28 protein-coding genes are annotated in these 26,263 nt (G+C 43.8%); 2 read left to right on the forward strand and 26 right to left on the reverse strand.

Annotated elements, in window-relative coordinates; all coding sequences use genetic code 11:
- Positions 1 to 486: 486 nt before the first annotated feature.
- The 13 genes from M3593_RS03685 to M3593_RS03745 all read right to left on the reverse strand — a co-directional run bounded on the left by M3593_RS03685 (position 487) and on the right by M3593_RS03745 (position 12,581).
- Positions 487 to 2,274, reverse strand: a complete 1,788-nt coding sequence (locus M3593_RS03685) for an ATP-binding protein (RefSeq protein WP_144476660.1) — start codon at positions 2,272 to 2,274, stop codon at positions 487 to 489.
- Positions 2,271 to 2,987 (reverse strand): response regulator transcription factor, encoded by a 717-nt coding sequence (locus M3593_RS03690; protein ID WP_079509602.1) that lies wholly within the window; start codon positions 2,985 to 2,987, stop codon positions 2,271 to 2,273. The genes M3593_RS03685 and M3593_RS03690 overlap by 4 nt, the downstream gene beginning before the upstream one ends.
- A gap of 112 nt (positions 2,988 to 3,099) precedes the next feature.
- Complete coding sequence (gene ccsB, locus M3593_RS03695; protein ID WP_144476657.1) at positions 3,100 to 4,287, reverse strand: c-type cytochrome biogenesis protein CcsB; 1,188 nt, start codon at positions 4,285 to 4,287, stop codon at positions 3,100 to 3,102.
- Positions 4,288 to 4,299: 12 nt separating this feature from the next.
- Positions 4,300 to 5,925, reverse strand: coding sequence for a cytochrome c biogenesis protein ResB (gene resB, locus M3593_RS03700; protein WP_144476654.1), 1,626 nt, complete (start codon positions 5,923 to 5,925; stop codon positions 4,300 to 4,302).
- 26 nt (positions 5,926 to 5,951) lie between these two features.
- Positions 5,952 to 6,473 carry a thiol-disulfide oxidoreductase ResA gene (gene resA, locus M3593_RS03705; RefSeq protein WP_144476651.1) on the reverse strand — a complete coding sequence of 174 codons (522 nt, stop codon included), beginning with the start codon at positions 6,471 to 6,473 and terminating at the stop codon, positions 5,952 to 5,954.
- A gap of 64 nt (positions 6,474 to 6,537) precedes the next feature.
- On the reverse strand, positions 6,538 to 7,263 hold the full coding sequence (gene rluB, locus M3593_RS03710; RefSeq protein WP_251540760.1) for a 23S rRNA pseudouridine(2605) synthase RluB: 726 nt from the start codon (positions 7,261 to 7,263) through the stop codon (positions 6,538 to 6,540).
- A 425-nt stretch (positions 7,264 to 7,688) separates the two neighbouring features.
- Positions 7,689 to 8,222 carry a spore maturation protein gene (locus M3593_RS03715; protein WP_144476645.1) on the reverse strand — a complete coding sequence of 178 codons (534 nt, stop codon included), beginning with the start codon at positions 8,220 to 8,222 and terminating at the stop codon, positions 7,689 to 7,691.
- Positions 8,223 to 8,228: 6 nt separating this feature from the next.
- Complete coding sequence (locus M3593_RS03720) at positions 8,229 to 8,816, reverse strand: nucleoside recognition domain-containing protein (RefSeq protein ID WP_251540761.1); 588 nt, start codon at positions 8,814 to 8,816, stop codon at positions 8,229 to 8,231.
- The gene (locus tag M3593_RS03725) at positions 8,809 to 9,948 is read right to left on the reverse strand and encodes a D-alanyl-D-alanine carboxypeptidase family protein (protein ID WP_251540763.1); all 1,140 of its coding nucleotides are present in this window, start codon (positions 9,946 to 9,948) and stop codon (positions 8,809 to 8,811) included. The genes M3593_RS03720 and M3593_RS03725 overlap by 8 nt, the downstream gene beginning before the upstream one ends.
- 165 nt (positions 9,949 to 10,113) lie before the next feature.
- Positions 10,114 to 10,602, reverse strand: a complete 489-nt coding sequence (locus M3593_RS03730; RefSeq protein WP_144476635.1) for a YpuI family protein — start codon at positions 10,600 to 10,602, stop codon at positions 10,114 to 10,116.
- Between the two features lie 81 nt (positions 10,603 to 10,683).
- Positions 10,684 to 11,103 (reverse strand): hypothetical protein, encoded by a 420-nt coding sequence (locus M3593_RS03735; protein WP_144476632.1) that lies wholly within the window; start codon positions 11,101 to 11,103, stop codon positions 10,684 to 10,686.
- A 136-nt stretch (positions 11,104 to 11,239) separates the two neighbouring features.
- Positions 11,240 to 11,833, reverse strand: coding sequence for an SMC-Scp complex subunit ScpB (scpB, locus tag M3593_RS03740; protein ID WP_144476629.1), 594 nt, complete (start codon positions 11,831 to 11,833; stop codon positions 11,240 to 11,242).
- Between the two features lie 4 nt (positions 11,834 to 11,837).
- On the reverse strand, positions 11,838 to 12,581 hold the full coding sequence (locus M3593_RS03745) for a segregation/condensation protein A (RefSeq protein WP_144476942.1): 744 nt from the start codon (positions 12,579 to 12,581) through the stop codon (positions 11,838 to 11,840).
- Between the two features lie 188 nt (positions 12,582 to 12,769).
- Here M3593_RS03745 and M3593_RS03750 point away from each other — a divergent pair, with 188 nt between their 5' ends.
- Both M3593_RS03750 and M3593_RS03755 read left to right on the forward strand, forming a co-directional pair.
- On the forward strand, positions 12,770 to 12,865 hold the full coding sequence (locus M3593_RS03750; RefSeq protein WP_144476626.1) for a YjcZ family sporulation protein: 96 nt from the start codon (positions 12,770 to 12,772) through the stop codon (positions 12,863 to 12,865).
- A 130-nt stretch (positions 12,866 to 12,995) separates the two neighbouring features.
- Positions 12,996 to 13,520: a DUF309 domain-containing protein gene (locus M3593_RS03755; RefSeq protein WP_251540764.1), complete on the forward strand. Its 525-nt coding sequence runs from the start codon at positions 12,996 to 12,998 to the stop codon at positions 13,518 to 13,520.
- Positions 13,521 to 13,563: 43 nt separating this feature from the next.
- Here M3593_RS03755 and M3593_RS03760 read toward each other — a convergent pair whose 3' ends face one another.
- The 13 genes from M3593_RS03760 to deoB all read right to left on the reverse strand — a co-directional run bounded on the left by M3593_RS03760 (position 13,564) and on the right by deoB (position 26,131).
- Positions 13,564 to 13,941, reverse strand: a complete 378-nt coding sequence (locus M3593_RS03760; protein WP_251540765.1) for a GNAT family N-acetyltransferase — start codon at positions 13,939 to 13,941, stop codon at positions 13,564 to 13,566.
- 426 nt (positions 13,942 to 14,367) lie between these two features.
- Positions 14,368 to 15,687, reverse strand: coding sequence for a diaminopimelate decarboxylase (gene lysA / locus M3593_RS03765; protein ID WP_251540766.1), 1,320 nt, complete (start codon positions 15,685 to 15,687; stop codon positions 14,368 to 14,370).
- 204 nt (positions 15,688 to 15,891) lie between these two features.
- Positions 15,892 to 17,370, reverse strand: coding sequence for a spore germination protein (locus tag M3593_RS03770; protein WP_144476614.1), 1,479 nt, complete (start codon positions 17,368 to 17,370; stop codon positions 15,892 to 15,894).
- Positions 17,354 to 17,932: a stage V sporulation protein SpoVABEA gene (gene spoVAEA / locus M3593_RS03775; protein ID WP_144476611.1), complete on the reverse strand. Its 579-nt coding sequence runs from the start codon at positions 17,930 to 17,932 to the stop codon at positions 17,354 to 17,356. The genes M3593_RS03770 and spoVAEA overlap by 17 nt, the downstream gene beginning before the upstream one ends.
- 29 nt (positions 17,933 to 17,961) lie before the next feature.
- Positions 17,962 to 18,384 carry a stage V sporulation protein AB gene (locus tag M3593_RS03780; RefSeq protein ID WP_144476608.1) on the reverse strand — a complete coding sequence of 141 codons (423 nt, stop codon included), beginning with the start codon at positions 18,382 to 18,384 and terminating at the stop codon, positions 17,962 to 17,964.
- On the reverse strand, positions 18,374 to 18,991 hold the full coding sequence (locus M3593_RS03785; protein WP_144476939.1) for a stage V sporulation protein AA: 618 nt from the start codon (positions 18,989 to 18,991) through the stop codon (positions 18,374 to 18,376). Before M3593_RS03785 ends, M3593_RS03780 begins: the two co-directional genes overlap by 11 nt.
- Positions 18,992 to 19,742: 751 nt before the next feature.
- The gene (sigF, locus tag M3593_RS03790; protein WP_144476605.1) at positions 19,743 to 20,501 is read right to left on the reverse strand and encodes an RNA polymerase sporulation sigma factor SigF; all 759 of its coding nucleotides are present in this window, start codon (positions 20,499 to 20,501) and stop codon (positions 19,743 to 19,745) included.
- 13 nt (positions 20,502 to 20,514) lie between these two features.
- Positions 20,515 to 20,955 carry an anti-sigma F factor gene (spoIIAB, locus tag M3593_RS03795; RefSeq protein ID WP_144476602.1) on the reverse strand — a complete coding sequence of 147 codons (441 nt, stop codon included), beginning with the start codon at positions 20,953 to 20,955 and terminating at the stop codon, positions 20,515 to 20,517.
- A 3-nt stretch (positions 20,956 to 20,958) separates the two neighbouring features.
- Positions 20,959 to 21,309, reverse strand: a complete 351-nt coding sequence (gene spoIIAA, locus M3593_RS03800; RefSeq protein ID WP_144476600.1) for an anti-sigma F factor antagonist — start codon at positions 21,307 to 21,309, stop codon at positions 20,959 to 20,961.
- A 143-nt stretch (positions 21,310 to 21,452) separates the two neighbouring features.
- Positions 21,453 to 22,631 (reverse strand): D-alanyl-D-alanine carboxypeptidase family protein, encoded by a 1,179-nt coding sequence (locus tag M3593_RS03805; RefSeq protein ID WP_222125066.1) that lies wholly within the window; start codon positions 22,629 to 22,631, stop codon positions 21,453 to 21,455.
- Positions 22,632 to 22,766: 135 nt separating this feature from the next.
- Positions 22,767 to 24,071: a pyrimidine-nucleoside phosphorylase gene (locus M3593_RS03810; protein ID WP_144476936.1), complete on the reverse strand. Its 1,305-nt coding sequence runs from the start codon at positions 24,069 to 24,071 to the stop codon at positions 22,767 to 22,769.
- 41 nt (positions 24,072 to 24,112) lie between these two features.
- The gene (locus M3593_RS03815) at positions 24,113 to 24,937 is read right to left on the reverse strand and encodes a purine-nucleoside phosphorylase (protein WP_251540767.1); all 825 of its coding nucleotides are present in this window, start codon (positions 24,935 to 24,937) and stop codon (positions 24,113 to 24,115) included.
- 12 nt (positions 24,938 to 24,949) lie between these two features.
- Positions 24,950 to 26,131 carry a phosphopentomutase gene (gene deoB / locus M3593_RS03820; RefSeq protein WP_251540768.1) on the reverse strand — a complete coding sequence of 394 codons (1,182 nt, stop codon included), beginning with the start codon at positions 26,129 to 26,131 and terminating at the stop codon, positions 24,950 to 24,952.
- Positions 26,132 to 26,263 lie beyond the last annotated feature (132 nt).

The following is a 26,263-nucleotide window of genomic DNA, read 5'->3' on the forward strand; positions in this document are numbered from 1 at the left end:
TTGTCCGTCAGCGCGTAGACGAGGGACACTTTTCCTGGATTCTTTGCTAATTCTGGCCGTCATCACCTTCATGATGGACAGTTTTTCATGATTCTTCGCTATTTCCGTCCGTCATCACCATTATGATGGACACTTTTTTCAGGATTCTTCACTATTTCCGTCCGTCATCACCTTTATGATGGACACTTTTGCAGGATTCTCCGGTATTTCCGTCCGTCATCACCATTATGACGGACATTTTTCCAGAATTCTTCGCTATTTCTGTCCATCATAGCCTGGATGACGGACACTTTTCCTGATTCTTTCCCGGTCCTGTCCGGCAGTGGGACAATATCCCCTTCGCCAAGAGCAATACGCGAACACCAAAATATAACGGAGCGAAATAAGCTGATGAAAATACAAAGAGGCTTCCACAATCTGATGAGATTTGGGCAGCCTCTTGCGGGAATAATCATTGTTCCTTGTGAATCAAGAATAGTCGGCAAGTTATTCGATATTTCGAGGGATGAAAAAGGAAAATGTCGTACCTTGTCCTAGTTTGCTTTTTACAGAGATAATACCTCGATGTGCGTCGATGATATTTTTGGCGATAGCCAGTCCCAGACCCGTTCCGGAAACTCCTCGTGTTCTTGACTTATCACCCTTGTAAAAGCGTTCGAACAGGAACGGCAAGTCTTCTTCAGGAATGCCTGGCCCCTGGTCGCTGACTTCGAAATACAAGCCGCGTTCGTCGGTTCTCGCTTTGATATCAACTGCCGCTGAATCCGGCACATGCCTGATGGCATTATCGATTAGATTCGTCAGTACCTGCTCGATTCTGTCGGGGTCAAAGCGGAAGTGCGGTTCCTCTGCTTCAAGCTGTGCAGACAGGTCAATTCCTTTATCCTTCGCAAGACCTTGGAACTTGCGGATGACCCGGTTGATATATGGTTCCAATTCGACTGACTCCACATTAAGCAGGATATGTCCTGCTTGCATGCGGGCTAAATCAAGGAGTTCATTAACGAGACGGCCCATTCTGAGGGACTCATCGTAAATGACTTTAGCCATTTCCTTCTTCTCTTCATCTGTCTGGGCGATATCATCGACAATCGCTTCACTGTACCCCTGCATCATCGAAATCGGTGTTCGCAGTTCATGCGAAACATTTGCGATAAAATCTTCCCTCATTTTGTCGAGCTTTCTTTCCTCGGTCATGTCCCTTACTACGGCCACTGCACCACGGATGAACCGCTTATTATAAAGGGGACTGACAATGATGACCCATGTCCTTCCCTGGGCAGTGATTTCGCCAACTTGTTCTTTCTCCGTATTGACTGCCAGCTGGAATAACTCCATGACTTCGGAAGGGACCGCATCTGTATTCTCTGATGCAAGGCCTTGCTCATAATACCAATATCTTAGGAAAATCTCCGCAGGAGGATTCGTAATCAGGATCGTTCCGTCGCGATTGAAGGTGATTACCCCATCCGCCATAGAGCTCAGGATGCTTGTCAGCTGTTCCTTTTCCTGGCTCAGTGCGTTCATGTTGAATTTCAGCTGCCGGCCCATCTGATTGAAGGCCGTGGCTAATTCGCCAATTTCATCATGGGTGAGGATCGGCACCTTAGTGTCAAACTTACCCCTGGCGACTTCAAAGGCCGCCTCTCTCATTTTCCTTAATGGAGAGGTAATCCTTGTCGATAAGAAGAAAGCAAAGATGGTCGTAAGGACAATCGCAACACCTGCTGCAAGCAGGATGAACTTCGTGGTCAGGCGTGTTGTTTCTTGCATGACAGCTAAGGACTGATAAATAAAAACAGCGCCATTTCCTTTTTCATACTGATGCAGCGGTACCCCAATCATTAAATATTGGGTATCATCTACCTTATTAGAAACACCGGGCAATGAAGTAATAATATCCACTGTCTTGTCTCTTTCGAAAACTTCAGAAAGATCTTTGTCTTTTGTAAAAAAGGATATCGGCACATGAGCTGCTTCCTCACTGCCAGGGGAATAAAAATAAGTATTTTGATCCCTGATGACCGTGACCCTTGCATTGTCATCGACCATTTCCCATGCAATCTCAAGGCCTAGACCTTCTTCGTTGCCAGGGTGGTCTTCAAGCACCCTGGCGATTTTTTCAGCCGTATTGGTCATATCTTTACGAGTCTCATTTATATGATAGTTTTCAAAGAATTCCATCAGCATGACTGTCAGGATGAACAATACGAATGAAACGAGCAAAAGAATGGTAATCCAAAGCTTACCTACTACGCTTCGCCAAAACATCATTCATTGACTACCTCGAACTTGTAGCCAACCCCCCAGACTGTAACAATCATTTTAGCAGCCTGTTCAGATACTTTATTCAACTTCTCACGTAATCTTTTTACATGCGTGTCTACTGTGCGCAAATCACCAAAGAATTCATAATGCCATACTTCCTTCAATAATTGCTCCCTGTCAAAAACTTTATCCGGAGCTTTTGCAAGGAAATAAAGCAATTCATATTCCTTAGGAGTCAAGCTAACCTCTTTGCCATCTGCTAAAACCCTATGGGCATCATTATCAATGGTTAAATGAGGGAAAACAATCACATCTTTTGCAGTCGTTTCAGTCTGCAGGTAGCTGGTGCTGGAAGAACGTCGGAGCATCGCCTTGACACGCAATACGACCTCACGCGGGCTGAATGGTTTAACGATGTAATCATCTGTTCCAACCTCGAACCCCTGTACCCTGTTCACTTCCTCACCTTTAGCTGTGAGCATGATGACAGGAGTCGACTTCTTTTCACGAAGGTCACGACAAACCTCGATTCCGTCTTTCCCTGGCATCATCAAATCAAGCAGGATGACGTCGTAATCGTTTGCAAGCGATTTCGCCAGCGCTTCATTTCCGTCTTCTGCTTCATCAATTATATAGTTCTCTCTTTCAAGATACATCTTCAATAATCTTCTGATTCTTTCTTCATCATCAACTACTAAAATCTTCACTTCTTTTTCCATAAGGTATATCCCTCCCTGCGATTATTTTACATAAACAAGAGTATTCTTTCCATGCTTTTTTAAAAAAGGCCTTCACTTAAAACAGTGAAGGCTGTCAATATTTTGACACAAATCAGGAACCTGCGTATGAATGCAGTCCTGCGATAACAAGGTTAACCGCTACAAGATTGAACATGATGATGATAAAACCGATGACCGCAAGCCATGCTGATTTTTCTCCATGCCACCCTTTTGAAAGGCGCAAATGAAGGAACGCTGCATAGAACAGCCAGGTGATCAGTGCCCAAACCTCTTTCGGGTCCCAACCCCAGAATCTTGTCCAGGCAATTTGTGCCCAGATCATGGCAAAAATCAGGCCTCCGAGCGTAAAGACCGGGAATCCGATCAGCACGGAACGATAGCCGATTTCATCAACAAGATCCAGGTTGATATTCTTCGTCCAAGGCTGAAGGGCAGCTGCTACGCGCTTACGCAGGATAAGTCTAATTAAAGCATATAATACTATACCCGCTGCAAGTGACCAAATAACCGTATTCAATTTCTTCGCACTGATGATGGCAGGTGTCTCGAACATTGGTTCAAAACGATTTTTGTCAGTAAGTTCATACTGATGAGGTCCAACGATGGCAGGAATCGTGTATTTCTCTGTCGCAGGCTGACCTTCTTTATTTACATAGTTGAAGTTCGCTGAATAGTCCGTTGCTGCAAAGTAGCTTGATACAAACACAAATCCGAGTGTACTGATCAACCCAAACAAGACAACTTCCAGCCAGATGTTACTTTTGGTTCTCTTCGTCTGGTCTACACTTTTAACAAGGTAAATCAGGCCGGCAGCAAAACTCACTGCCAGGATTGCCTGCCCGATCGCTGTGGTGGTTACGTGAATATGAAGCCAATAACTCTGCAATGCCGGAATCAATGGTGTGACATCCCTTGGGAACATACTTCCATAAGCAATGATCAAAGCAGCTACCGGCAGTGTGAACAAGCCCAGCAATGGCGTTTTATACATGAAATAAATAATGATAAAGGCGCCTACCAATGACATGCCGAAGAATGTCGTAAACTCGAACAGATTGCTGACCGGCGCGTGGCCGGATGCAATCCATCTTAAGATGAAAAATGTCAACTGGGAGAGGAAACCTGCAATCGTTACAATGATTCCAATCTTTGCCCATCTATTCGGGCCACCTTTTTTATCGGCATGTCTCTTATCCTTGATCGCTCCCCCAAAAAACAAAATACCGACTAAATAGAGGATAAAAGCTGTAAACAGAAAGTTCGAACTTAACTCAACCATTATATTCCCTCCTTACTCCTTTTTATCTTCGGCGTCCTGGTCTTCTGGAGCATCGATTCCTGAATCAGCAAAGACATCATCAAGCTCCCTCTTCAAACCATGCCAGTTTTTATTTGTGTGAGCGGCTGTCCAAATCTGGCCATTGATTCTTCTTAACCATAGGCGACGATGGTTCCAGTATGCACCCTGGACGACGCCGATCATGAAAATCAATCCTCCAAGACCGATAATCCACAGTGTGAGGTCTTTTCTGACAGTCAGGGCCGTTACATTCTTCGTTTCGATTCCTGCAAATGACATCTTGTAATCATTTTCGCCTAAAGGCTCAAGATTCTGCCTGATCGCAACAAAGCTGACTTCGCCATCCGGCTTTTCAGGGGTGAACATTTTGAAAATGAAGGCAGGATTATTTGGAATACGTGATTTCGTCGCAGGCTCCCCATCTTCATTGAACTCAAAATCCGGGAAATAGCTCATGACTTCAACCTTGTATCCATTTCCTAAATCATAGTTCATTTTAGGATCATATAAATCTACTTGGACATCGCCAAATTGTTCTTTTGTCTTTTTATTCTCGAGCTTGAATGCCATCTTGCTCATTTCACCAAGCTTATAATCCACCTGGTACAGGGCGTAACCATCTACTTTCAAAGGCTTATTAACCTGAATCGCCTGGTCACGGACCTTTTCAAGCTCAGGTTTTTCTCCAGGGACAATATCCCCCTGCCTCTCGTATAGAGTGGCATTCGTCTGATAGTTTTTAACAACCGTACCAACCTTATTGATGGCATCCTTGAAGACTTTCTCATCTTTATCCTTGTCATATACTTCGAAGATAAATTGATTGTTTTTCAGATAATAACGTCCTTCAGTACCAGGAATCGATTTCGTTTCGCCTTCCCTTAACCAAAGAATTTCATCTACATACATTCCCGGTACGAAGCGGAGCATACCGCCAATCAAAAAAATGATCAGGCCGAGGTGGTTAACATAAGGCCCCCACCTGGAAAAGCGGTTTTTTTCAGCAAGGAGATCACCGTTTTCCTCACGCAGTTTATATCCCTTTTTCGCTAAATTCCCTTTGATTTTCTCCGTTCCCTCACCGGACAATTCAGCTTCATGCACACTGAACATTCTCTGGCGTTTCAAGAAACTCTCATGTCTTGATACCCTTTGTTTTTTCAGGGACCTATATAATGGAACCACCCTGTCAAGACTAGCAATTACAAGTGAAATGCCAAGAGCAGCGATCAGGATCAAATACCACCAGGAACTGTATAAGTTATGGAATCCAAGATCATAATAAAGCTTGCCAAGCCAGCCATATTTTTCTTCATAGTATTCCGAGGCAGGCATTACAGGCGGAATGTACATTTCCTGCGGGAAAATTGTCCCTAATGAAGATGCAATCAGGAGGATGACAATCAGCCATACCCCCACTTTCACCGATGAAAAGAAATTCCAGATCTTATCGATTATCGTCTTGTTATAAGTTTGTGAACGACGGGCGCTTCCCTCATAGCGCATGTCAAGAAGCTGCTTTTCTTTCTCTTTTTCCTCAAGCACTCTTCCGCAAGATTCACAAAGGATCGTTCCCTGCGGATTGACATGGCCGCACTCACATTTTACTTCTTTCATAGTAAAAACTCCCTGTTCCCCTTACTTTAAGGTTTAATCTGTTCCATGAATTCACGGACTGTTTCTTCAGTTAATTCCCCGGTATGACTTTTCACTACATTGCCTTCTTTGTCAATCAGAAAAGTGATTGGAAGCGGATTGATTCCGTATGCTGCCTGGACTGCTCCATCGTCTATCATGACAGGGAAACTCAGTCCTTTTCGGTCTATGAATCTGTTGACAACCAGCTCTGTTTCACCTGAATCAACCGCAAGCACCTGTACACCCTGATCCTTGAACTGCTGGTACTGATTTTCGATATAAGGCATTTCCCTTTCGCAAGGTTTGCACCAGGTTGCCCAGAAGTTCAGGAACACCCCTTGCCCTTTATATTCAGAAAGCCTGTGCTTATTGCCTTCCATATCAACGAGGACAAAGTCTGGAGCAGGTTTCCCAACTACGATTTTGTGATTCTTATCCTTATTCATGTTGGCATATAGGGTATAACCGACAGCCAAAGCCATTACTGCGAGAATGATTGTCCGAGTGATTAGTCGTTTTTTTTTCATTCCCTAAACCTCCCACCGTATTTCTCCCTTATTATATCATTATACCTATTTACATGTTGAAAAGTCAGGATTTTTTCATTGCCAATACACGCAGCTGTTTCACTTCGTGATGTGTAAGCTCCCTGATTTCCCCCGTTCTCAGACCATTCAAAGTGAGGAATCCGTATTTTTCGCGTTTGAGTTTCAATACAGGATGGCCAATTGCCTCGAACATTCTTCTGACCTGCCTGTTCCGACCCTCATGAATCGTGATTTCAACAATAGCAGTATCTTTCTTTTTATCCACACTCAGCATCTTGGTTCTTGCCGGTGCGGTTTTGCCATCTTCGAGCATAATGCCTCGCGCCAGGCTTGTCAGCTTTTCTCGCGACGGAATCCCTTTAACCTTTGCAACATAAACCTTGTCAATTTCATTGCTGGGATGCATGAGCAAATTCGCGAATTCCCCGTCGTTCGTCAACAAAAGCAGGCCCGATGTATCAAAATCCAGCCGCCCTACAGGATATATGCGCTGTTCGATGGTCTGGAAAAAGTCAGTCACGACTTTTCGCCCTTTGTCATCCTGGACACTTGAAATGACTCCGCGAGGTTTATAGAACAAGAAATATACCGGTTCTTCACCCTCAATTTGTACTCCATCCACTTCGACTCGGTCAGAGGAAGTCACCTTGCGGCCAAGTTCTTTGACTACACTGCCATTTACCTTGATTCTGCCTTCGAGGATCATTTCCTCGGCTTTTCTTCTCGATGCTATTCCTGCATGAGCAATCACTTTTTGCAGTCTTTCCATGAAGGTCACTCCTAATTAATATCAATTAACCGTGGGTTATGTAAATATCTAATCCATCCTTATGAATTATGACATAACTTTCGCTTATTTCAAAGTAAGCAATGGTGTAAAAAGCGAAAAATAAATCGGGAATGTTAATACTTTTTTAACATTGTTTCGCTAACTTCACCTTCCTAATGTCGATTTGGTCACAAATTGGCGAAAATCCAGCTTTAAACAAAGCTATGTCCATATTTAAAAAAGGAACATAAACATGGAGTTCCCTATGTTAAAATATTACATTACAGGCAGGCAGAAAAGGGTGGGGAATTCAAAAAGAGCGGAAACGTTCCTAATTGCTAACAAAAATAGAGAAGCTCAGAACATTATATATTCTAAGCTTCTCTATTTTCTATTTGACTATTCTTTTTGCATATTCGTATATCTTATTTTGAAAACATTAATGTCACAACAATGATTGCTGTTATAATTGCCACTGCGTCAGCAAGGAGGCCGACTTTGAGAGCATCACCCATCTTTTTGATCCCAACCGCACCGAAATATACAGTGAGGACATAAAAGGTAGTGTCCGTACTTCCCTGCAGTGTGGCAGCAAGGGTACCAATAAATGAATCCGGTCCATGGACACTAATCAGGTCGCTCGTTATTCCTAGTGCCGCTGTCCCTGAAATTGGCCTGATCAGCGCGAGCGGAACGATTTCAGCAGGTATCCCTGCCATCTCCAGTCCGGGACGAATCCAGCTCACCATCACATCAAGTGCTCCCGATGCCCTGAAGACTGCGATTGCGACCATCATCCCTACCAGGAACGGCATGATGGAGACGGCCATTTTGATCCCTTCCTTGCCCCCTTCTACAAAACTTTCATATGTGGGGACTTTTTTATACGTTCCATAAATCAGGATGAAAGCGATCAAGACAGGGATGAACCATAGTGATATTGCGGATACAATTTCCATTTTGATTTACCCCTTTTTGCTCCGTCTATAGTAAAAGAACCGGTCAATCAGTACCGCTGCAACTGCTGAAACCGCAGTTGCCACAAGGGTAGGTCCCACTATATCTGTTGGATTTGCGGAATCATAATTCATCCTGATCGCAATTACAGTGGTCGGGATGAAAGTAATACTCGCTGTATTGATCGCCAGGAAGGTGATCATCGAACGGCTGGCTTCGTTTTTCCCATCATTCAACTCTTTCAGTTCTTCCATTGCTTTGATTCCGAGTGGTGTAGCCGCATTCCCAAGACCAAACATATTCGCGATCATGTTGGAAAGGATATAGCCCATCGCAGGATGGCTTGGAGGAACTTCCGGGAACAGCCTGGAGATAAATGGCTTAAATAAGCTGGAAAGCTTGGACAATAATCCTGAATCCTCAGCGATCCGCATCATGCCCAGCCAGAAAACAAGGATGCTGATCAAGCCGATACTCAGCGTGATCGCTTCCTTCGCCCCTGTAAAGACCGCTTCGTTCACCTCTGTCATTGTGCCGTTGATCATCGCAAATCCCAGGCCAATTAAGATCATTACGACCCAGATATAGTTAACCATGATCCTTGACCCCTGCTATTGATGTGAAAATATTTTTAAAAAAATCAAAAAATGACTTTTGCTCTTTTTCTTCAAGTTTGAAATAAACAGGCAAACTGGCAATCTGTTTATCATCAAGGAAAACATTTGCCCGGCCGGCAATCTTCTGATTCTGCAGATCACGCTGGTCCTTCCCCAGTTTTTTTAATCGATATTCAACCCTCACTAGTTCTTCTTCTTCTGAAGTAAGCGGGTAAACAAAGGAATGGTCCAGATAGACTTTGGTTTTATATTGAGATTCCTTGATTCCATCCACTTTACCTTTCGAAAGAATTTCCGCGATATCATAATCGGAAAATGCCGTTTCAAACATCTGGATATGGTCATTCCAATCATCGGGTGCATTGAGAGTGACGGCGATCATTTCAAAGTCGCCTCTTTTTGCAGTAGATACCAGCGTCCTTTTTGCCCGTTTTGTATAACCTGTTTTCCCTCCTGTGCTGTACTTGTATTTTTCTGTCAGGAGCCTGTTCTTATTTTTCCACACCCTATCCCAGGTTTCTGTCGGGTTTGGAGCCCGGTGGATCTTCGTTCCCGAAATCTTCTTGTATTCCTCATTATTCATCGCATAGCGAGTCAATAACGCCATATCATATGCAGTTGATACATGATTTTCATGATCATCCAGGCCATGCGGATTGGCAAAATGAGTATCTGTCATTCCGATTTGCTGCGCTTTCTCATTCATCATGAATACAAACCCATCGACACTGCCACCCACATGTTCCGCAATGGCGACGGCTGCGTCATTCCCTGATCTCAGCATCAGTCCATACACCAGGTCCTCGAGCCTGATTTTTTCACCTGGCTTCAAATAAACCGATGATCCCTCAGCCCGGACTGCCCGATCACTTACTTTTACCATTTCATCCAACTTGCCCGATTCAATCGCGAGGATCGCTGTCATGATTTTGGTAATACTGGCAATCCTGCTCACCTTGTGCGCATCTTTTTCGAATAACACCCTTCCAGATTCCTGTTCCATTAAAATAGCACTCCGGGCACTTACGGAAACAGAGGCCTGGACTGTTCCGGGTATGCCGTATATCAACAGAGTGACGATCATTAATAGTTTCATCAAAATCCTTTTCATTGATTGACCCTCGTCTCCTTTGGCAGTTTGTACAAGTTTATGCGGGACAAGGCATGTTATGACATAAAAGGAGTGTTTTAACTCTATGTTCACGCTCTGTACTTCTGCTTTCGGCAGTTGGAATAAGAAAAGGAACAGCCTGATATTGGCTGTTCCTTAGAAAGATTATCTTGATTGAAGCATTTTTGTCCGGTAATCCGTTTCATAGTATTCAAGTTCTTCACGAATCCTCTGGAAGCCGCTTTCCAGGCTGACGAGCAAGTCGCTTAGTTCAGCTGCCACTGGCTGCCTGAACTTGATTGCATTCTTGCCGGTATAAGCGGATCGGCTGTCTTCGTACCAGGCATCATTTTTTGGAGAGAAGAATTCTTCAATGCACTGATAGTAGATTCTGTATAATGTCTTTTCCGCTGCTGGTTTTGAAAACACTTCGGCCTGCAGGATTACCTTGCAGGCATCCAGCCCTTCTTCACAATAAACCGCAAGCTTACGGAGACTTGACAGGATGGACTTATAATATTCCTCATCAGCTGGCTGGCCCTGTTTTAAGCCCTCCAGCGTTGTTCCATTCAGAAAGCCCTCAAGCTTAACGACTGTAGCGGACAGGAATTCTCTTACTTCTTCAATTTGTGTTTTTACGATTGTATTCCCCAAAATGACACCCCCAATGGATTTTGACCATGTCTGTTATAGCTAAGGTGATGTTTTTCACCTATCCCCTTCGCACTCCGTCCTTTATACCGGCTGGACAATATAATCTAAAGGAGAGCGCACCTCAAATGCGCCTTTTTGCTCGATGCCCTCATAAATTCCGGGAATCTTGCTGAAATCCAGGCCCTTGAAAATTTCCGCGAACTCTTTCTGTTCATTTATATATACCCTTTTACGATGTCTGTATCCCGGATTTTTCAAAAGTGCTGCAAGTGCTACCAGGTCCTTCATGAATACTTCCTTATTACCTGCTTTAAAGACTGGGTTTTCAGTGAATGGAGTAATGCTTCCAACCAGCTCATCAAAATACCTGACATACAATACATGCAGGGTTTTCTCTGTGCCATCTTCTGCAAAAGTGACTTCACTCCGGTTGAAAAAATCCTCTGAGGTGTTTGATTTTTCCTTTTCAAGTTCATAACCAACACATTGCTTTATAAGCATGTTATTCCTCCCGTTGGACATTCATTCTTAAATCCTTATGTAGCAAGAAATGCTTTAAAGACTGGTCTCACATTCAAAGCACTTCCTGAATGATTATTTTGATTTTATCATAAATTCCAAACTTTGTGCACAACTGCTATTGGTCCATTTCCATTGTTTCCTGGAATTTCTCGAAGAACAGATCTGCATCATCCTGCAGTTCGTCTTCTTCAATATTTTCCGGCAGTGGCGGAAGTTCGTTTATGTTTTTCAAGCCGAAGTAATCGAGGAATTCTTTTGTTGTCCCGTACAAAATGGCACGGCCTGTTCCTTCTGCCCTTCCAACTTCCTTGATCAGGGCTCGTGAAGAAAGCGTATGAAGCGGCCTCTCTGTTTTTACTCCGCGGATTTCCTCGATTTCGGCGCGCGTAATCGGCTGTTTATATGCGACAATCGCAAGGGTTTCCAGGGCTGCCTGGGATAAATGAGCGGTACCAGGCGATTCAACCAGCTTTTTAAGGTATACAGCATGTTCTTTTTTTGTAGCTAGCTGATATACTCCTGCCAGTTGGACAATGGTAATGCCGCGGTGTTCATCCCGGTCATAGTCACTCTGCAGTCCGACAATTATTTCATTGGCCTGGATTTCATCGACCTCAAGCACGGAGGTGATTTGCTTAAGGCTCAAGCCTTCATCTCCAGCTGCAAAAAGCAGGCTCTCCAATATTCCTTTCCACTTCACAATTCCCACCGCTTTACTCCTTTCTTGATGTCATATAAATTTCAGCAAAGTTTTGTTCCTGCTCGACATCGATTTCCTTCCGCTTGATCAGCTCAAGTATTGCCAGGAACGTAACGACAATATGCTCACGGTCAGATTCAGGGAACAAATCATTGAATTTTTTCCTTGTTCCGCTTTCTTTCAGGAAGGTCAGGACCTCGTCCATTCTTTTTTCAATCGATATTTCCTGCCGCGCGATCTTGGTGGACATCGGCCTTTGGAGCTTTTTCCTTCTTAAAAGCTTCTGAAAAGCACCCAGCATATCATATAAAGAGATATCAAGATCAGCGTTATCGCTCTTACTATCATTAGAGTACTCAGTAAGATCACTTGGAGGCTTCGTGTACATAAGCCCTCTTTCCTCTTCAAGTGACTTCAAATCACTGGCAGCCTCTTTGAATTTTTTATATTCAATCAATCTCTCGACAAGCTCATTACGGGGATCATCTTCCTGATCGTATTCAAATTCATCTTCCAGCTCTTCTTCATGCTTCGGAAGCAGCATCTTGCTTTTGATTGCTAAAAGTGTTGCTGCCATCACAAGGTATTCACTTGCCACGTCAAGCTGCAATTCCTTCATCGCATGAATATACATTAAGTATTGTTCTGTGATTTTCGCTACCGGTATGTCGTAAATATCTATCTCCAAAGTATTGATTAAGTGCAGAAGTAAATCCAGCGGACCCTCAAAGGCCTCGATTTTCACATTATATTGCATCATTTCCCACCAAAATTCCTATATTGAACTGCATCATTATATAAGTATAGTAGATTAACTCCATGTTATCCATCACTAATTTAGAAGCAGCTCCGTTCAGAAATCCGCAAGCGCCCAAACCATTTCCTTTCCTGCTGCATATGCTGAAAATGTATATTAGGCTATTTCACTATTAGGAGGTATGTTAAATGTCTGATGGTAAAGGCTATGGCTACGGAGCAGGTTTCGCTTTAATCATCGTGCTTTTCATTTTGCTCATCATCATTGGTGCAGCGTGGTTATAAAACCAGGCAACAGTGAAAATTGTGGAATGCCCGGCAAAAGCCGGGCATTTTCCTCTTTAAATCAGCTTTTCCATGCTACGAATAGGTGGAATATATGCTAAGCTATTGTTAGTTGATTGGGGGTTTAATTATGACTAAGTATCCAGTTTCCTATATACAATATCTCGCCCATTTCCATGGAGACAGGGATTATTTTGAATGCCATGAAATTTTAGAGGAATATTGGAAAGCTACAGATGCTGGAAATAAAAAATCGATCTGGGTCGCACTGATTCTGCTCGCTGTTTCTAATTACCACCATCGCCGGAAAAACTTTTCAGGGGCTATTAGGACTTTAGGTAAAGCAATCGAGCTATTTTCGTCAGACATGCAGGCAATACGCCGCTTGGGAATCGACGCTGATCTGCTGACCGAATTCCTCGGCAAGAGGAGAAAAAACTTGTTCAACAATGTACCATATACAAGCTTCAATCTGCCCATAATTGACGCTGAGTTGAAAAAGCTTTGCCTTGAAGAATGCAAACAGAATGGTTTTACATGGGGAAAGACTAGTGATATGGACAATCCAGACTTGATCCACAGGCACTCAACAAGGGATCGGACCGAGGTGATCTCCGAACGCAGGATGGCTCAGGAGGAAAGAAAAAGCAGGTAAAATAGAAGGTTTTCATCTCCAAAAAGTAAGAAAAGGCAGGGATTTAACATCCACTGCCTTCAACACTATTATCTTCCTGGCTGCATTTTTCAAAAAAGGATGCCGTCTCAGCATTTGCGATTGCCGTCCATTCCGGAAACATCTCCTGCAATGCATTGACCATGCGTTTCCCAATTCCCTGATGACGATGGGATGGATTCACAGATATGTGGAGAAGCTGCATCATTTTATCCTCAGCGAAGTTAACACCCAAAAGCCCGATGATATCTTCACCTTCCTTCCATAAAAACAGCTGCCATGAATCATCTGTTTCGTAATTCCTCATCGTCTGCTGAAGTTTTTTTAAATCCTTCTCATTTGGCATGAAAGATAACAAGCCCATTGCAATCTTTTCGAATGCCTTTTTATATCGAATTAACATAAATATCCCTCATCGTGGTTTGACAGTAATAAACGGAATGATACCAACACCATTTTTTCCATTTTCCTTCTAATTTAAACCTTCGCTACTCAAGACCGAGTACCGCAGTAATCAAATGCTATTCACCATTTTGATATTATATGTTTTTCTGCATTTTCTGGTTCATATATAAATTGAATTGATATAATCATACATAATCCGGGCAGATACTTCAAATTTTATCTGTGCTCTATTGTCCTGGCACAATAAAAAACCAGTAGTAGGCTCCCCATCCAACAGACATCAATAGCAATAACAGAAACAATAGCCAGTTATTCTTTTTCATACAGAATCCCTCCAATCTGTTATTCTACAATAAGACCGGGGTTTTAGCCAATTTTTAAATAACACCCTATGAACAGCTAAAAAAGCTGCGGAAATGCAGCTTTAACTGTTAACCTTTTCTTTAAGCGGAAGGTCTAATTTCACCATATCCTCGTATGTTTCACGGCGGACAACCAGCGTATCTTTTGAATTTTCAAGAAACACGACTGCTGGCCTTGGAAGGCGGTTATAGTTGTTTGCCATTGAATAGCCGTATGCTCCCGTACAAAATACTGCGAGGATGTCGTGGTTGCCAGTCTTTGGCAGCGGAAGGTCCCAGATTAGCATATCCCCTGATTCACAGCATTTCCCGGCGATCGAAACCGTCTCCTCAGGTTTATCCATTACTCTATTTGCAAGGACTGCTTCGTACTTAGCCTGATACAAAGCTGGCCGGATATTGTCACTCATCCCGCCGTCAACCGCGACATACTTGCGGACATTTGGAACATCCTTCCTGGAGCCTATGCGGTAAAGTGTAGTACCAGCATCTCCTACAAGCGAACGTCCCGGCTCGATCCAGATTTCAGGCGTTTTCATTGAATATCGGGAAGCCTGCTTTTTCACCTCAATAATTATTTCTTCCACATATTGCGCTGCTGGAATCGGATCATCTTCATCTGTATAACGGATCCCAAAACCACCGCCAAGATTAAGGACAGTGGATTCGAAGGACAATTCATTCTTCCATTGATGCAATTTTTCAAAGATTTTTTGGGCAGCTAGGATGAATCCTGTCGTTTCAAAAATTTGTGAACCTATGTGGCAATGCAATCCCAGCACATCGATCAGTTTTTCTTCCAGGGAAATGCGCATCGCCTCGTCAGCCTGTCCATTCTGTAAATCGAAGCCAAATTTAGAGTCTTCCTGGCCTGTTAAAATATAATCATGAGTATGTGCTTCAATTCCAGGTGTAACTCTTAATAAAACCTTGGTGGGCGTGTTCTTTTCCTTGCAAATATCCTTCAGCATGTCAAGTTCATAAAAATTATCAACCACAATGCAGCCAATATTGTGCTCTATAGCCATGACCAGCTCTTCATAGCTTTTATTATTTCCATGAAAGTGGATTTTTTCTGTTGGAAATCCGGCTGCAAGTGCCGTGTACAGCTCCCCGCCAGAAACAACATCAAGCGAGAGACCTTCCTCAGCGGCCAATTGAACCATCGCCACCGTTGAAAAAGCTTTGCTGGCATATGCTACTTGTGCGGTGATTCCAGCATTTTCAAAAGTTCTTTTAAAAGCTTTTGCCCGTTCCCGGATTAAAGCTACATCATAAACATATAGCGGGGTCCCATATTTTTCAGCCAATTGGACTGTATCTACACCGCCTATCTCCAAATGTCCCAGTCGGTTAGTTTTTGCCGTTCCATGAAATTCCATGTTGTCCCCTCATCCCTTGCCAAAATATTCAATTCCCTGGTACAATATTTTCACATTTTTTCAAAAGAAGCCTGCACTTTTCGGGCATCTAATAAACAAAAAGACAGTTCATTTGATGAACTGTCTATTTATTTTTCGCTTTAAGACTTTAGTAAATTAAAAACACTTTACCACAATTCCTGGCAACGCGCAATCGTAATCTCGTCAAGAGTTCGAAGGCTGTTTGAAGCGATTCCTTGCATGCACAATACTTGGACGGATTTTTGAGCCAGGAACGGTCCTTCTAATCAGAATCTGCATAAAGGCAACAGGATGGAAAGGAATAAATGGCCACAGATATGGAGTGTTCAATGATTTTATATGTGCCAGAAACAACAGCCAAATGGTTGTACCAATCATAAACCCTGGGACATGGAATATGGCAGTTACAATCAGCAAAAATACTCTTCCTATTTTGTTTGCTACACTCAATTCATAACTTGGCGTCGCATAAGTACCGATTGCAGCCACAGCGACATAAAGTATGACTTCAGGCACGAACATTCCAACATCGATGGCGATTTGTCCAATCAGGACGGCAGCGATCAAACCCATCGCTGTAGAGAGCGGTGTCGGTGTATGGATGGCCGCCATCCTCAGGAACTCGATGCCGCCATCCGCCATCATGATTTGCAGGAAGACCGGTATATTGGATTTTTCATTGGGTCCAATGAAAGATATTTTTTCAGGGAGCAAGTCAGGGTTCTGCACAAATAAATACCATAAAGGCAAAAGCAGCAGTGAGGCAAGGACCCCCAGGAATCGCACCCATCGGACCATTGTTCCGACCGCCGGTGACTGCCTGTACTCTTCAGCATGCTGAAGATGATGGAAATAGGTCGTTGGTGTGATGATGACACTTGGGGAAGTGTCAACATATATAAGGATATGTCCTTCTAGCAAGTGGGTAGCGGCGACGTCGGCACGTTCTGTGTACCTGACGAGCGGATATGGATTATATCCTTGCTTGACCAAAAATTCTTCAATTGTTTTATCGGCCATCGTGATTCCATCGATTTTTATCGAATTAAGTTCTTTTTTGATGACCTCAATCATTCCTGGATTTGCAATATCTTTAATATAGCCAAGGGCAACATCCGCCTTAGACCTTTCGCCTATCTTCATCATCTCAAAACGAAGATTCTCATCCCTGATTCTTCGTCGGGTCAACGCCGTATTGACGATGATATTTTCGACAAAGCCATCACGTGACCCGCGCACTACTTTTTCAGTATCTGGCTCCTGAGGCTGCCTTCCCGGATAGCTCCGTACGTCCACAACTAATCCGGACGCTTCCCCTTCCACTACGATGACAATAAGACCTGAAAGGACCTGGTCGACGAGCTCATCCATTGTTTTGATTTTTTCAACAGATTGATGGGTTATCCTGTTTTCTACAATAGCCTGCAAATGGGTCGAAAGTTTTTCATTATCATTGATATCCACCAACTCTTCAACGATATGTACGATGAAGCTAGTATCACACAACCCATTTACATAGTAAAAGTGAACATCCTTTTTCAGGATTTTCAGCTTCCTGACACCCAGATCAAAACTATCCCCCAGGCCAACCTTCTCTTTCATGTACTTTTCAGCTTCGTCCAACGATAGCGGGATTGGCTGTTTGTCATTCTTCTTTGGCATAGAATCCGCTCCTTTCAAGGATGATTTCCACTGCTTTCTTCGTGATGGGTGATCCTATTTTATAATGGTCACGCCTGGCCATTTTGCCGATATCACCTATCCCGATGATCAACGGGACATCAAGCGTGTCCAGACAATAAACTGTATCACCATTGATCCTTCCCATTTCCAACTCTGGAAGGCCATGTTTATCGACACCATAGGGAGTGAGTTCACCATCCCGGTCGATGCAGAAATCCACCCGGCTCCATTCTTCCATATGCGTTTTCGAGGCAACCGCGATAACGCCGAGAACCTGGATGTCCTCATGCTCAGCTACGTATTTCAGTGCCTTTTCTCCTGCTCCTTCTCCAAGAAAACCACTATCATCAAACATGACCAACACCGGATCCTTTGTGGCTTTTTTGATTAACTTAACAAGGTGGGGCCCAGAAAGGACGGAAGGGTTCCCGTGAGAAAGAGAGATGCACCGTCCGCCAATATCGGCAGCAACACGCTCAACAGCTCGCCGTGCATAGTCATCACCATCTGTAATTAGGATTACCTTCCTTTTTTCGGCCATTATTTGCCGTCCTTTCTCTTCCCTCATTTTTATTGCCCTACAAAATAAATCCAGTGAAACAATGACCCGAATACTTTTCCGAGCACAATGGCCATCAGCAATGTTTCAAGCTTGTCATCAACCCTCACCCTTTTTGCCAGGATAGGCAGTACATTCAATACTTCTGTTAACGCAGCTGCCAGCATCCCGACAAATATGCCGCCAGCGAGTCCAAGAGGAATGGTGACGTATGGAGAAAAGCTCAATACGGGATCCCTCAAACTTCCCGCAGTTCCCAGCAAAGCACCGAGGACAACAGCCCATTCATACCAGGAAATCAGCTTCATTGTCTTTGTGAGCTGGGTCAGCCTGGGAATCACGCCCAGAACCGATAAGAATGCTACAAAACCCGATCCTACTGCAAGCCCGCTAGCCAGCCCAATAAGGATAATGAACAAGATGTTAATCGTCATCGAGATGTTTCACACTTTCCTTGTTTTCATGCAGAATGACATATTGATCAAGTGATTGCTGATAATTGAACATTTCAACCTCAAGCGGGCTCGGCTCTTCATTAAGCCGCTTTTTGAATACATGGTTAAAAAATAAGATCATGCCAACACCAATGCCGATTGAATAAGGTATCTGGAATAACAGCGGCTTTGCGACTTCTTTTCCCGTCATGATAAAATAGAGCCGCTCATGCACCGTTTGCATGCTGACATCCTCGTGGAAGTTCATGATGGTTAATGCTGCACCGAAAAATAGCAAAAACCACACAAGGATAAAAAATGGTATCGACATTCCTTTTTTCTTGTAGATCACCTCAATAATCGTTTGAGCCGGTCCAACAGCCTGGACTTCATGATCCGGATATATCCCTGTAATGAAATGAATGACCTTCATGACATCGATGATATGGATATGGTCCTTTGGAGAAATTCTTTTTACTTCAAGCGATGCCAGGTCTTGGTATATTTCTTCGCTGGCAATAATTTGGGCAATATCCTTCAATAAAAGTGATTCCTCAGGCTTGACCTGTACGCGATTCCGCATGCGGATATAAATCGTTTTTTCCATCAGATTCACTTCCAACACAGTGTTTTCCTCGTATATTTAGTATGTATTGCTATGTGCTTTTCATGAAGTCCAATAATTGGTTAAGAAGGAGTGCTTTATAAATCCGGGATGTTGATTTATTTGGGGAATTTAACGGACTCATCGGTGTACTTTTTTCCAGTTACAGGTGTATTAGGGCTTCACCTGGCTTTATTGGTATCACGTTTTCCCAGTTACTGGTGTTTTAAGGTACCAATCAGCTTTATTGGCGCACTAATTTTCCAGTTACTGGTGTACCAGAGCGCCTATAAGCATTATTGGTGCACTGGTTTCCCAGTTACTGGTGTTTCGTGACACCAATCGGCTTTATTGGTGTACTGGTTTCCCAGTTACTGGTGTTTCAGAGTCCCAATTAGCTTAATTGATGCACTCTTTTCCCAGTTACTGGTGTTTAAGGGCACCAATCAGTTTTATTGGTGTACCACTTTTCCAGTTTCTGGTGTTTTAGGGCACCAATCAGCTTTATTGGTGTACTGTTTTCCCAGTTTCTGGTGTTTCAGGGCTCCAATCAGCTTTATTGGTGTACCACTTTCCTAGTTTCTGGTATTTCAGGGCTCCAATCGGCTTTATTGGTGCAATACATTCCCAGTTTCTGGTGTTTCAGGGCACCAATCAGCTCTAAGGGTGACCTCTTTTTTTCGAATTCCCGTGTTTAGGGCACCAATTCGTCCCCACCTACAAGATTTTCAGAAAAACAAAAAGCCGTATGGATTCAAAGATCCATACGGCCTTTCATTTGCTGAAGTATTTTCTTTTCGAGGCGCGAGACCTGGACCTGGGAGATGCCAAGCCGGGCTGCGACTTCTGATTGGGTTTGATCTTTATAATACCTCAAATAAACGATCAGTTTTTCCCGTTCTTCCAGTTCGTTGATAGCCTCTTTCAAGGCGATTTTATCGAACCAGCGTCCTTCTTCGCCATTATCGATTTGGTCCAGCAGAGTAATTGGATCGCCATCATTCTCATAGACGGTTTCATGGATGGAGGCCGGGCTTCGGCTTGCCTCCTGGGCCATGATTACATCTTCAGGCGATAATTCAAGATATTCGGCAATTTCATTGACAGTCGGCACCCTGCCCAGGGTTTTGGAAAGTTCGTCTTTTGCCTTCCTGATTTTATTGCCAGTCTCCTTCAGCGACCTGCTGACTTTCACGGTCCCGTCATCCCTGATGAAACGCTGGATTTCACCAATGATCATTGGAACGGCATATGTTGAAAATTTTACGTCGTACGAGAGGTCAAATTTATCAACTGATTTTAAGAGGCCGATGCTGCCAATTTGAAACAGGTCGTCTGGCTCATATCCTCTGTTGAGGAAACGCTGGACGACGGACCAGACGAGACGCATGTTCTTCTGGACAATCAAATCCCTGGCAGCCTGGTCTCCCTGCTGGCTTCTCAAAATCAGTTCTTTGACTTCATGGTCCTTAAGATACGTTTGGCTATTATCCTTTTTTACCTCCACATCCATCGGCAGAACTCCCTTAATTGCACAGCGCTTTGCTCTTTGACAGGTGCTTTTTCAAACGAATCTCTGTCCCAAAGCCGGGCTCTGATCTCACTTGTACTTCGTCCATGAAATTTTCCATAATCGTAAAGCCCATACCGGACCGTTCCAGCTCTGGCTTTGAAGTATAAAGTGGCTGCATGGCTTCATCGATATCAGGAATGCCTATTCCTTCATCTTTAATGAGCATTTCGATCATCCCATCCTGGAGCAATACGGAAATGAACACTTTTCCGTCCGGATTGCTTTCATATCCATGGATAATCGCATTTGTCACCGCTTCGGATACAACGGTTTTGATTTCCGTCAATTCGTCCATCGTTGGATCCAGCTGCGCAATGAAGGCAGCAACGGTAACGCGGGCGAATGATTCGTTTTGACTTAACGCGCTAAAATGAAGATTCATTTCATTCTTCATGGATCATGCAACCCCCAATCTCTCTAATGCAAATTCTTCCGTCGGATCAAGACGGATGATCTTGAATAAGCCCGACATATCAAATAACCGTTTGATTGGCGGCGAGATTGCGCAAACAACCATTTCTCCATGAAGCTGTTTGATTTGTTTATATCTTCCCAAAACTACACCGAGTCCCGAACTATCCATAAAGGTGAGATGTTCGAGGTTCATGACAATGTGGCGGATTCCTTCGTTCTCAATGGCTTTTGTTGCCTGCTCGCGAAGCTGGTCTGCAGTGTGGTGATCCAATTCACCACTGATTCTTATCAATAAGACGTCATGCTTCACTTCCATATCAATGTTAAGACTCACTATCCAAAGCCTCCTTATCTGGTATAGTGAGTCAAATTCTCCATTGAATCAGCCAATTCCTTCTTCAGAACAAAACTAGTGCCAATTCGCTAAAACTAGATGGAATGGCAGAGTTTTCGACACAATCATGAACCTGGCTGACATTATTTTTGGCTTCCAGCCCTGGTGAACATTCCGAATGAGCGCTTATACAGGATCCACCAGCTTGCTTCTTTAACCTTTGCATCCGCAACAAGTGTGGTTTCCGCTACGGTTTTGCCGTCTTTCACAAGCTTAAGAGTTCCTACCTTGTCCCCTTTTTCGACAGGAGCCTTAAGGCTTTTGTTCAGTGTGATCTTCTGTTTGACATCCTTGATGTCAACTCCTTTTTTTGTAAGGAGGGAAACACTTTCAGAGGTGACCGCGTTGATTGACTTTTTGTCACCCTTGCTGATGACTGCTTTACCGAGCGGATGCCCTTTTTTGAACATTGGATGCGTCTGATACTGGCTGAAAGCATAGTCGAGCATCTTCGTTACCTGCGCATTCCTCGCCTTGGATGTCGGTGCTCCAAACACGACCGCGATCGCACGCATGCCATCCTTTTGAGCAGTAGCTGTCAAACAATATTTTGCTTCATTAGTAAAGCCGGTCTTTAGGCCATCCACTCCCGGGTAAAAACGAACAAGCTTATTCGTATTCACAAGCCAGAATTTCTTTTCCGAATCCTCACGGAGGTAATCTTCATACGTACCCGTGTATTTGGTTATTTTTTCGTACTTAAGCAACTCTTTTGCCATCATGGCCATATCATATGACGAGCTATAATGTCCATCTACAGGCAGGCCAGTAGTATTTTTAAAAAAGGTATCCTTCAAGCCAAGTTCCTTTACCTTCTTGTTCATCATTTTCACAAATGCCTCTTCAGATCCACCGATACGCTCAGCCATTGCCACTGCTGCATCATTACCTGACCCGATAGCGATTCCTTTTAGCAATTGCTCAACTGTCATCTCTTCTCCTGGCTCCAGGAATATCTGGGATCCTCCCATCGAAGCAGCATATTCACTTGCGCGGACTTTTTCGTCGAGCTTCAGCCTTCCTTCATCCAAAGCTTCCATGATCAATAGCATTGTCATGATTTTTGTCATGCTTGCCGGCGGAAGCTTTTCATGGCTGTTTTTATCAAACAGTACCTGCCCTGTATCACGCTCAATCAGAATAGCTGAACTGGCATCATTGGCCAGTCCTTTGTCTCCTTCATTGGCATATCCTTTAGGGGATATAAATGCTGCACCCAGCATAAAAACAAGCAGTAAACTCGTAAACTTTTTTAGATTCATGGCCATAACCCTCCTATCTTTATAGGCTCTATTTTTATCCAACCAATCCACTTTTATACAGGTAAGGCAGATAAAACCGGTATTTTTTGCATATAAAAAAGCGGAGAGTCAGCTCTCCGCTTTCGTTCAAAGATTTTATTCTGTTATTTCTCCATGTACGAGGATTGGTGCTTCAACATGTTCACTCGAGATTTTGATGTTCTCATACAGCATTTCTCTTACTTCATTCACATCTTCAAAGTTACTGTAGATGGTGAGAAGGGATTCTCCCTTTTCTACCTTGTCGCCAATTTTTTTGTGCAGCATAAGCCCTACTGCCAGATCGATTTCGGATTCCTTCGTTGCCCTTCCTGCTCCAAGAAGCATGGCGGCTGTTCCTACTTCATCAGCGACGATTTCGGATACATAGCCTGCCTCTTTCGCTTCAAGTTCAAACTTGTATTTCGCCTGTGGCAGGTTTTCGGGATGATCGACGACCGATGCATCTCCGCCCTGGGATGCAAGGAATACTTTGAAGGTTTCGAGAGCAGTGCCGTTCTTGATGACTTCTTCAAGCTTGCTTCGTGCGTCTCCAAGGGACTCTGCCTTTCCGGCCAGGAAGACCATGTGGCTTCCAAGTGTCAGGCAAAGTTCAGTTAAATCTTCAGGACCCTCTCCCTTCAGGGTATCGATTGCTTCCTTGACCTCAAGGGCATTCCCGATTGCAAAGCCCAGCGGCTGGCTCATATCAGAAATGACAGCCATCGTCCTGCGGCCGACATTGTTCCCGATTCTAACCATTGCTTTTGCCAGTTCACGAGAATCTTCAAGCGTCTTCATGAATGCGCCTGCTCCTGTTTTTACATCGAGGACGATTGCATCTGCACCAGCAGCGATTTTTTTGCTCATGATCGAGCTGGCAATCAATGGGATGCTGTCCACAGTTGCAGTTACATCACGTAATGAATAGAGCTTTTTATCAGCTGGAGTCAGATTCCCGCTCTGACCGATGACCGCAATTTTATTTTTATTCACAAGATTGATGAATTCCTCATTATCAATCTCGACATGGAAACCTTCTACTGCTTCCAGCTTGTCGATGGTTCCGCCTGTATGTCCGAGCCCGCGCCCTGACATTTTTGCTACCGGCACACCTAAAGCCGCTACTAATGGGCCCAGTACCAGTGTCGTTGTATCACCTACGCCCCCTGTAGAGTGCTTATCGACTTTCACACCTTCGATCGCAGAAAGATCAATCTGGTCTCCAGACTTCACCATTGCCATCGTTAAGTCTGCGCGTTCTTTTTCAGTCATTCCCTGAAAGAAAATCGCCATTGTCAGCGCGCTTACCTGGTAGTCAGGAATGCTGCCATCTGTATAGCCGTCAATGAAAAACTGGATTTCTTCCGTTGATAACTCATGTCCGTCACGTTTTTTCTCTATCACATCGACCATTCTCATCATTATCACCACTTATCATTATTTAGCTGGAGAGCTATGGATTATTTTTGGCCTACTGTTTTTACAATCTCATTCACAAGTAAAAGAAAGCTGGATTTCACTTTTTCAGTTGTCTCAATTACTTCATCATGGCTTAATGGCTGATCAAGGATTCCTGCTGCCATGTTTGAAATGCAGGAAATGCCAAGCACTTCAATTCCGGAATGTTTTGCCACAATGACTTCAGGCACTGTTGACATTCCGACTGCGTCTCCGCCTAGCGTACGAATCATTCTTACTTCGGCAGGCGTTTCATAGACTGGTCCAGGATTTCCAAGATAAACGCCCTCTTTGATTGTAAGGTTGTTCTTTTCAGCAACTTCTTTCGCAACCGCTCTTAAATTCTTGGAATAAGCTTCACTCATATCCGGGAAGCGAACGCCAAAACGTGAATCATTCGGCCCGATCAATGGGTTTGTGCCCATATTGTTTATATGGTCAGTAATGATCATCAAATCTCCTGGTTCGAAGCTTTCATTCACTCCTCCAGCTGCGTTTGTAACAATGAGCTTTTCTATCCCTAGTTCCTTCATGACACGGATTGGGAAAGTGACCTTATCCATGCTATAGCCTTCATAATAATGGAAGCGCCCCTGCATTGCGATAACTTCAACGCCGCTAAGCTGTCCGCAAACTAACTGTCCGGCATGCCCCTCAACTGTTGAAACCGGGAATCCCGGGATTTCGTTGTAAGGAATCTTGACCGGGTTCACAATGTCGTCTGCCAGGACTCCCAGCCCAGAGCCAAGAATCAAACCGATTTTAGGCTGCTGAGTTAATTTCTCATTGATATACGATGCTGCTGTTTGAATTTGATTATAATCCATGAATTCCACTCCTTAGTTCAATTCCTTCAGGAAGCTAGTTCCGTGCTCAGGCATTTTTACGTTAAAGTTTTCCGCAACCGTCGCTCCAATGTCAGCAAAGGTCTTACGTACCGGCAGTTCTTTTCCTTCTTGCATTCCCTTTGAATAAACAAGGAGCGGCACATATTCGCGTGTGTGGTCTGTTCCGTAGTGAACAGGATCATTACCGTGATCTGCAGTGATAATGAGCAGGTCATCTTCTTTCAATTTTTCAAAGACTTCAGGAAGTCGGGCATCGTACTCTTCAAGGGCTTTACCGTAGCCTTCCGGGTCGCGGCGATGTCCGAACAGTGCATCGAAATCAACAAGGTTCAGGAAGCTCAGTCCTGTGAAGTCCTGACCCAAAGTCTGGAGCAGCTTATCCATTCCGTCCATATTTGAAACTGTACGAAGGGATTCTGTTACACCTTCACCATCATAGATATCGGAAATTTTACCAATCGCCAGCACATCAAGACCTTCATCCTTCAACTCATTCATGACCGTTCTGCCAAATGGCTTGAGCGCATAATCATGGCGATTGGAAGTACGTTTGAAGTCACCTGGCTGACCAAGGAAAGGTCTTGCGATGACTCTGCCTACCATGTACTTTTCATCGAGTGTCAGTTCCCGGGCGATCTTGCAAATATCATACAGTTCTTCGATCGGGACAATCTCTTCGTGTGCCGCAATCTGCAACACTGAATCTGCGGACGTGTACACTATCAAAGCTCCTGTCTTCATATGCTCCTCACCTAGTTCAACAAGGATCTCGGTTCCGCTTGCCGGCTTGTTTCCGATGACCTTTCTGCCAGTGCGTGATTCCAGTTCGGAAATCAGTTCATCAGGGAAACCATCAGGGAAAACCTGGAAAGGAGTCTGGATGTTCAAGCCCATAATTTCCCAATGTCCTGTCATGGTATCCTTGCCGTTCGATGCCTCTTGCATCTTTGTATAGAACGCCATTGGCTTCGCAGCAGGGCTGATACCTTTAATTTCTTCGATATTGCTAAGGCCCAGCTTGCCCATATTCGGCATGTTCAGTCCGTTCATTTTCTCTCCGATATGGCCAAGTGTATGGGAACCATTGTCTCCAAACTTCTCTGCATCAGGAGCCTCTCCGATCCCGACTGAATCCATCACAATCAAAAATACTCTTTTATATGTATTCGACATTCTTTCTCCTCCTTAAAAAGTATGAATGCGTTACTTACAATTTTACAATTTTATGTTACCCTTTTTTGCTTATGATAATCGGATGCGTGCGTTTACATTTGTCAGAAGTCTGACATCTCCATTTTACTAGAT

Origin of the sequence: Mesobacillus sp. MER 48, assembly GCF_023714225.1 — a bacterium.
In the GTDB taxonomy this organism is placed as follows: domain Bacteria; phylum Bacillota; class Bacilli; order Bacillales; family Cytobacillaceae; genus Mesobacillus; species Mesobacillus oceanisediminis_A.

Bases quoted from the DNA above. Each gene is read 5' to 3' on its own strand.
- M3593_RS03685 (WP_144476660.1), bottom strand. From the start codon at position 2,274: ATGATGTTTTGGCGAAGCGTAGTAGGTAAGCTTTGGATTACCATTCTT.
- M3593_RS03690 (WP_079509602.1), bottom strand. From the start codon at position 2,987: ATGGAAAAAGAAGTGAAGATTTTAGTAGTTGATGATGAAGAAAGAATC.
- ccsB (WP_144476657.1), bottom strand. From the start codon at position 4,287: ATGGTTGAGTTAAGTTCGAACTTTCTGTTTACAGCTTTTATCCTCTAT.
- resB (WP_144476654.1), bottom strand. From the start codon at position 5,925: ATGAAAGAAGTAAAATGTGAGTGCGGCCATGTCAATCCGCAGGGAACG.
- resA (WP_144476651.1), bottom strand. From the start codon at position 6,473: ATGAAAAAAAAACGACTAATCACTCGGACAATCATTCTCGCAGTAATG.
- rluB (WP_251540760.1), bottom strand. From the start codon at position 7,263: ATGGAAAGACTGCAAAAAGTGATTGCTCATGCAGGAATAGCATCGAGA.
- M3593_RS03715 (WP_144476645.1), bottom strand. From the start codon at position 8,222: ATGGAAATTGTATCCGCAATATCACTATGGTTCATCCCTGTCTTGATC.
- M3593_RS03720 (WP_251540761.1), bottom strand. From the start codon at position 8,816: ATGGTTAACTATATCTGGGTCGTAATGATCTTAATTGGCCTGGGATTT.
- M3593_RS03725 (WP_251540763.1), bottom strand. From the start codon at position 9,948: ATGAAAAGGATTTTGATGAAACTATTAATGATCGTCACTCTGTTGATA.
- M3593_RS03735 (WP_144476632.1), bottom strand. From the start codon at position 11,103: ATGCTTATAAAGCAATGTGTTGGTTATGAACTTGAAAAGGAAAAATCA.
- M3593_RS03745 (WP_144476942.1), bottom strand. From the start codon at position 12,581: ATGCAATATAATGTGAAAATCGAGGCCTTTGAGGGTCCGCTGGATTTA.
- M3593_RS03750 (WP_144476626.1), top strand. From the start codon at position 12,770: ATGTCTGATGGTAAAGGCTATGGCTACGGAGCAGGTTTCGCTTTAATC.
- M3593_RS03755 (WP_251540764.1), top strand. From the start codon at position 12,996: ATGACTAAGTATCCAGTTTCCTATATACAATATCTCGCCCATTTCCAT.
- M3593_RS03760 (WP_251540765.1), bottom strand. From the start codon at position 13,941: ATGTTAATTCGATATAAAAAGGCATTCGAAAAGATTGCAATGGGCTTG.
- lysA (WP_251540766.1), bottom strand. From the start codon at position 15,687: ATGGAATTTCATGGAACGGCAAAAACTAACCGACTGGGACATTTGGAG.
- M3593_RS03770 (WP_144476614.1), bottom strand. From the start codon at position 17,370: ATGCCAAAGAAGAATGACAAACAGCCAATCCCGCTATCGTTGGACGAA.
- spoVAEA (WP_144476611.1), bottom strand. From the start codon at position 17,932: ATGGCCGAAAAAAGGAAGGTAATCCTAATTACAGATGGTGATGACTAT.
- M3593_RS03780 (WP_144476608.1), bottom strand. From the start codon at position 18,384: ATGACGATTAACATCTTGTTCATTATCCTTATTGGGCTGGCTAGCGGG.
- M3593_RS03785 (WP_144476939.1), bottom strand. From the start codon at position 18,991: ATGGAAAAAACGATTTATATCCGCATGCGGAATCGCGTACAGGTCAAG.
- sigF (WP_144476605.1), bottom strand. From the start codon at position 20,501: ATGGATGTGGAGGTAAAAAAGGATAATAGCCAAACGTATCTTAAGGAC.
- spoIIAB (WP_144476602.1), bottom strand. From the start codon at position 20,955: ATGAAGAATGAAATGAATCTTCATTTTAGCGCGTTAAGTCAAAACGAA.
- M3593_RS03805 (WP_222125066.1), bottom strand. From the start codon at position 22,631: ATGAATCTAAAAAAGTTTACGAGTTTACTGCTTGTTTTTATGCTGGGT.
- M3593_RS03810 (WP_144476936.1), bottom strand. From the start codon at position 24,071: ATGAGAATGGTCGATGTGATAGAGAAAAAACGTGACGGACATGAGTTA.
- M3593_RS03815 (WP_251540767.1), bottom strand. From the start codon at position 24,937: ATGGATTATAATCAAATTCAAACAGCAGCATCGTATATCAATGAGAAA.
- deoB (WP_251540768.1), bottom strand. From the start codon at position 26,131: ATGTCGAATACATATAAAAGAGTATTTTTGATTGTGATGGATTCAGTC.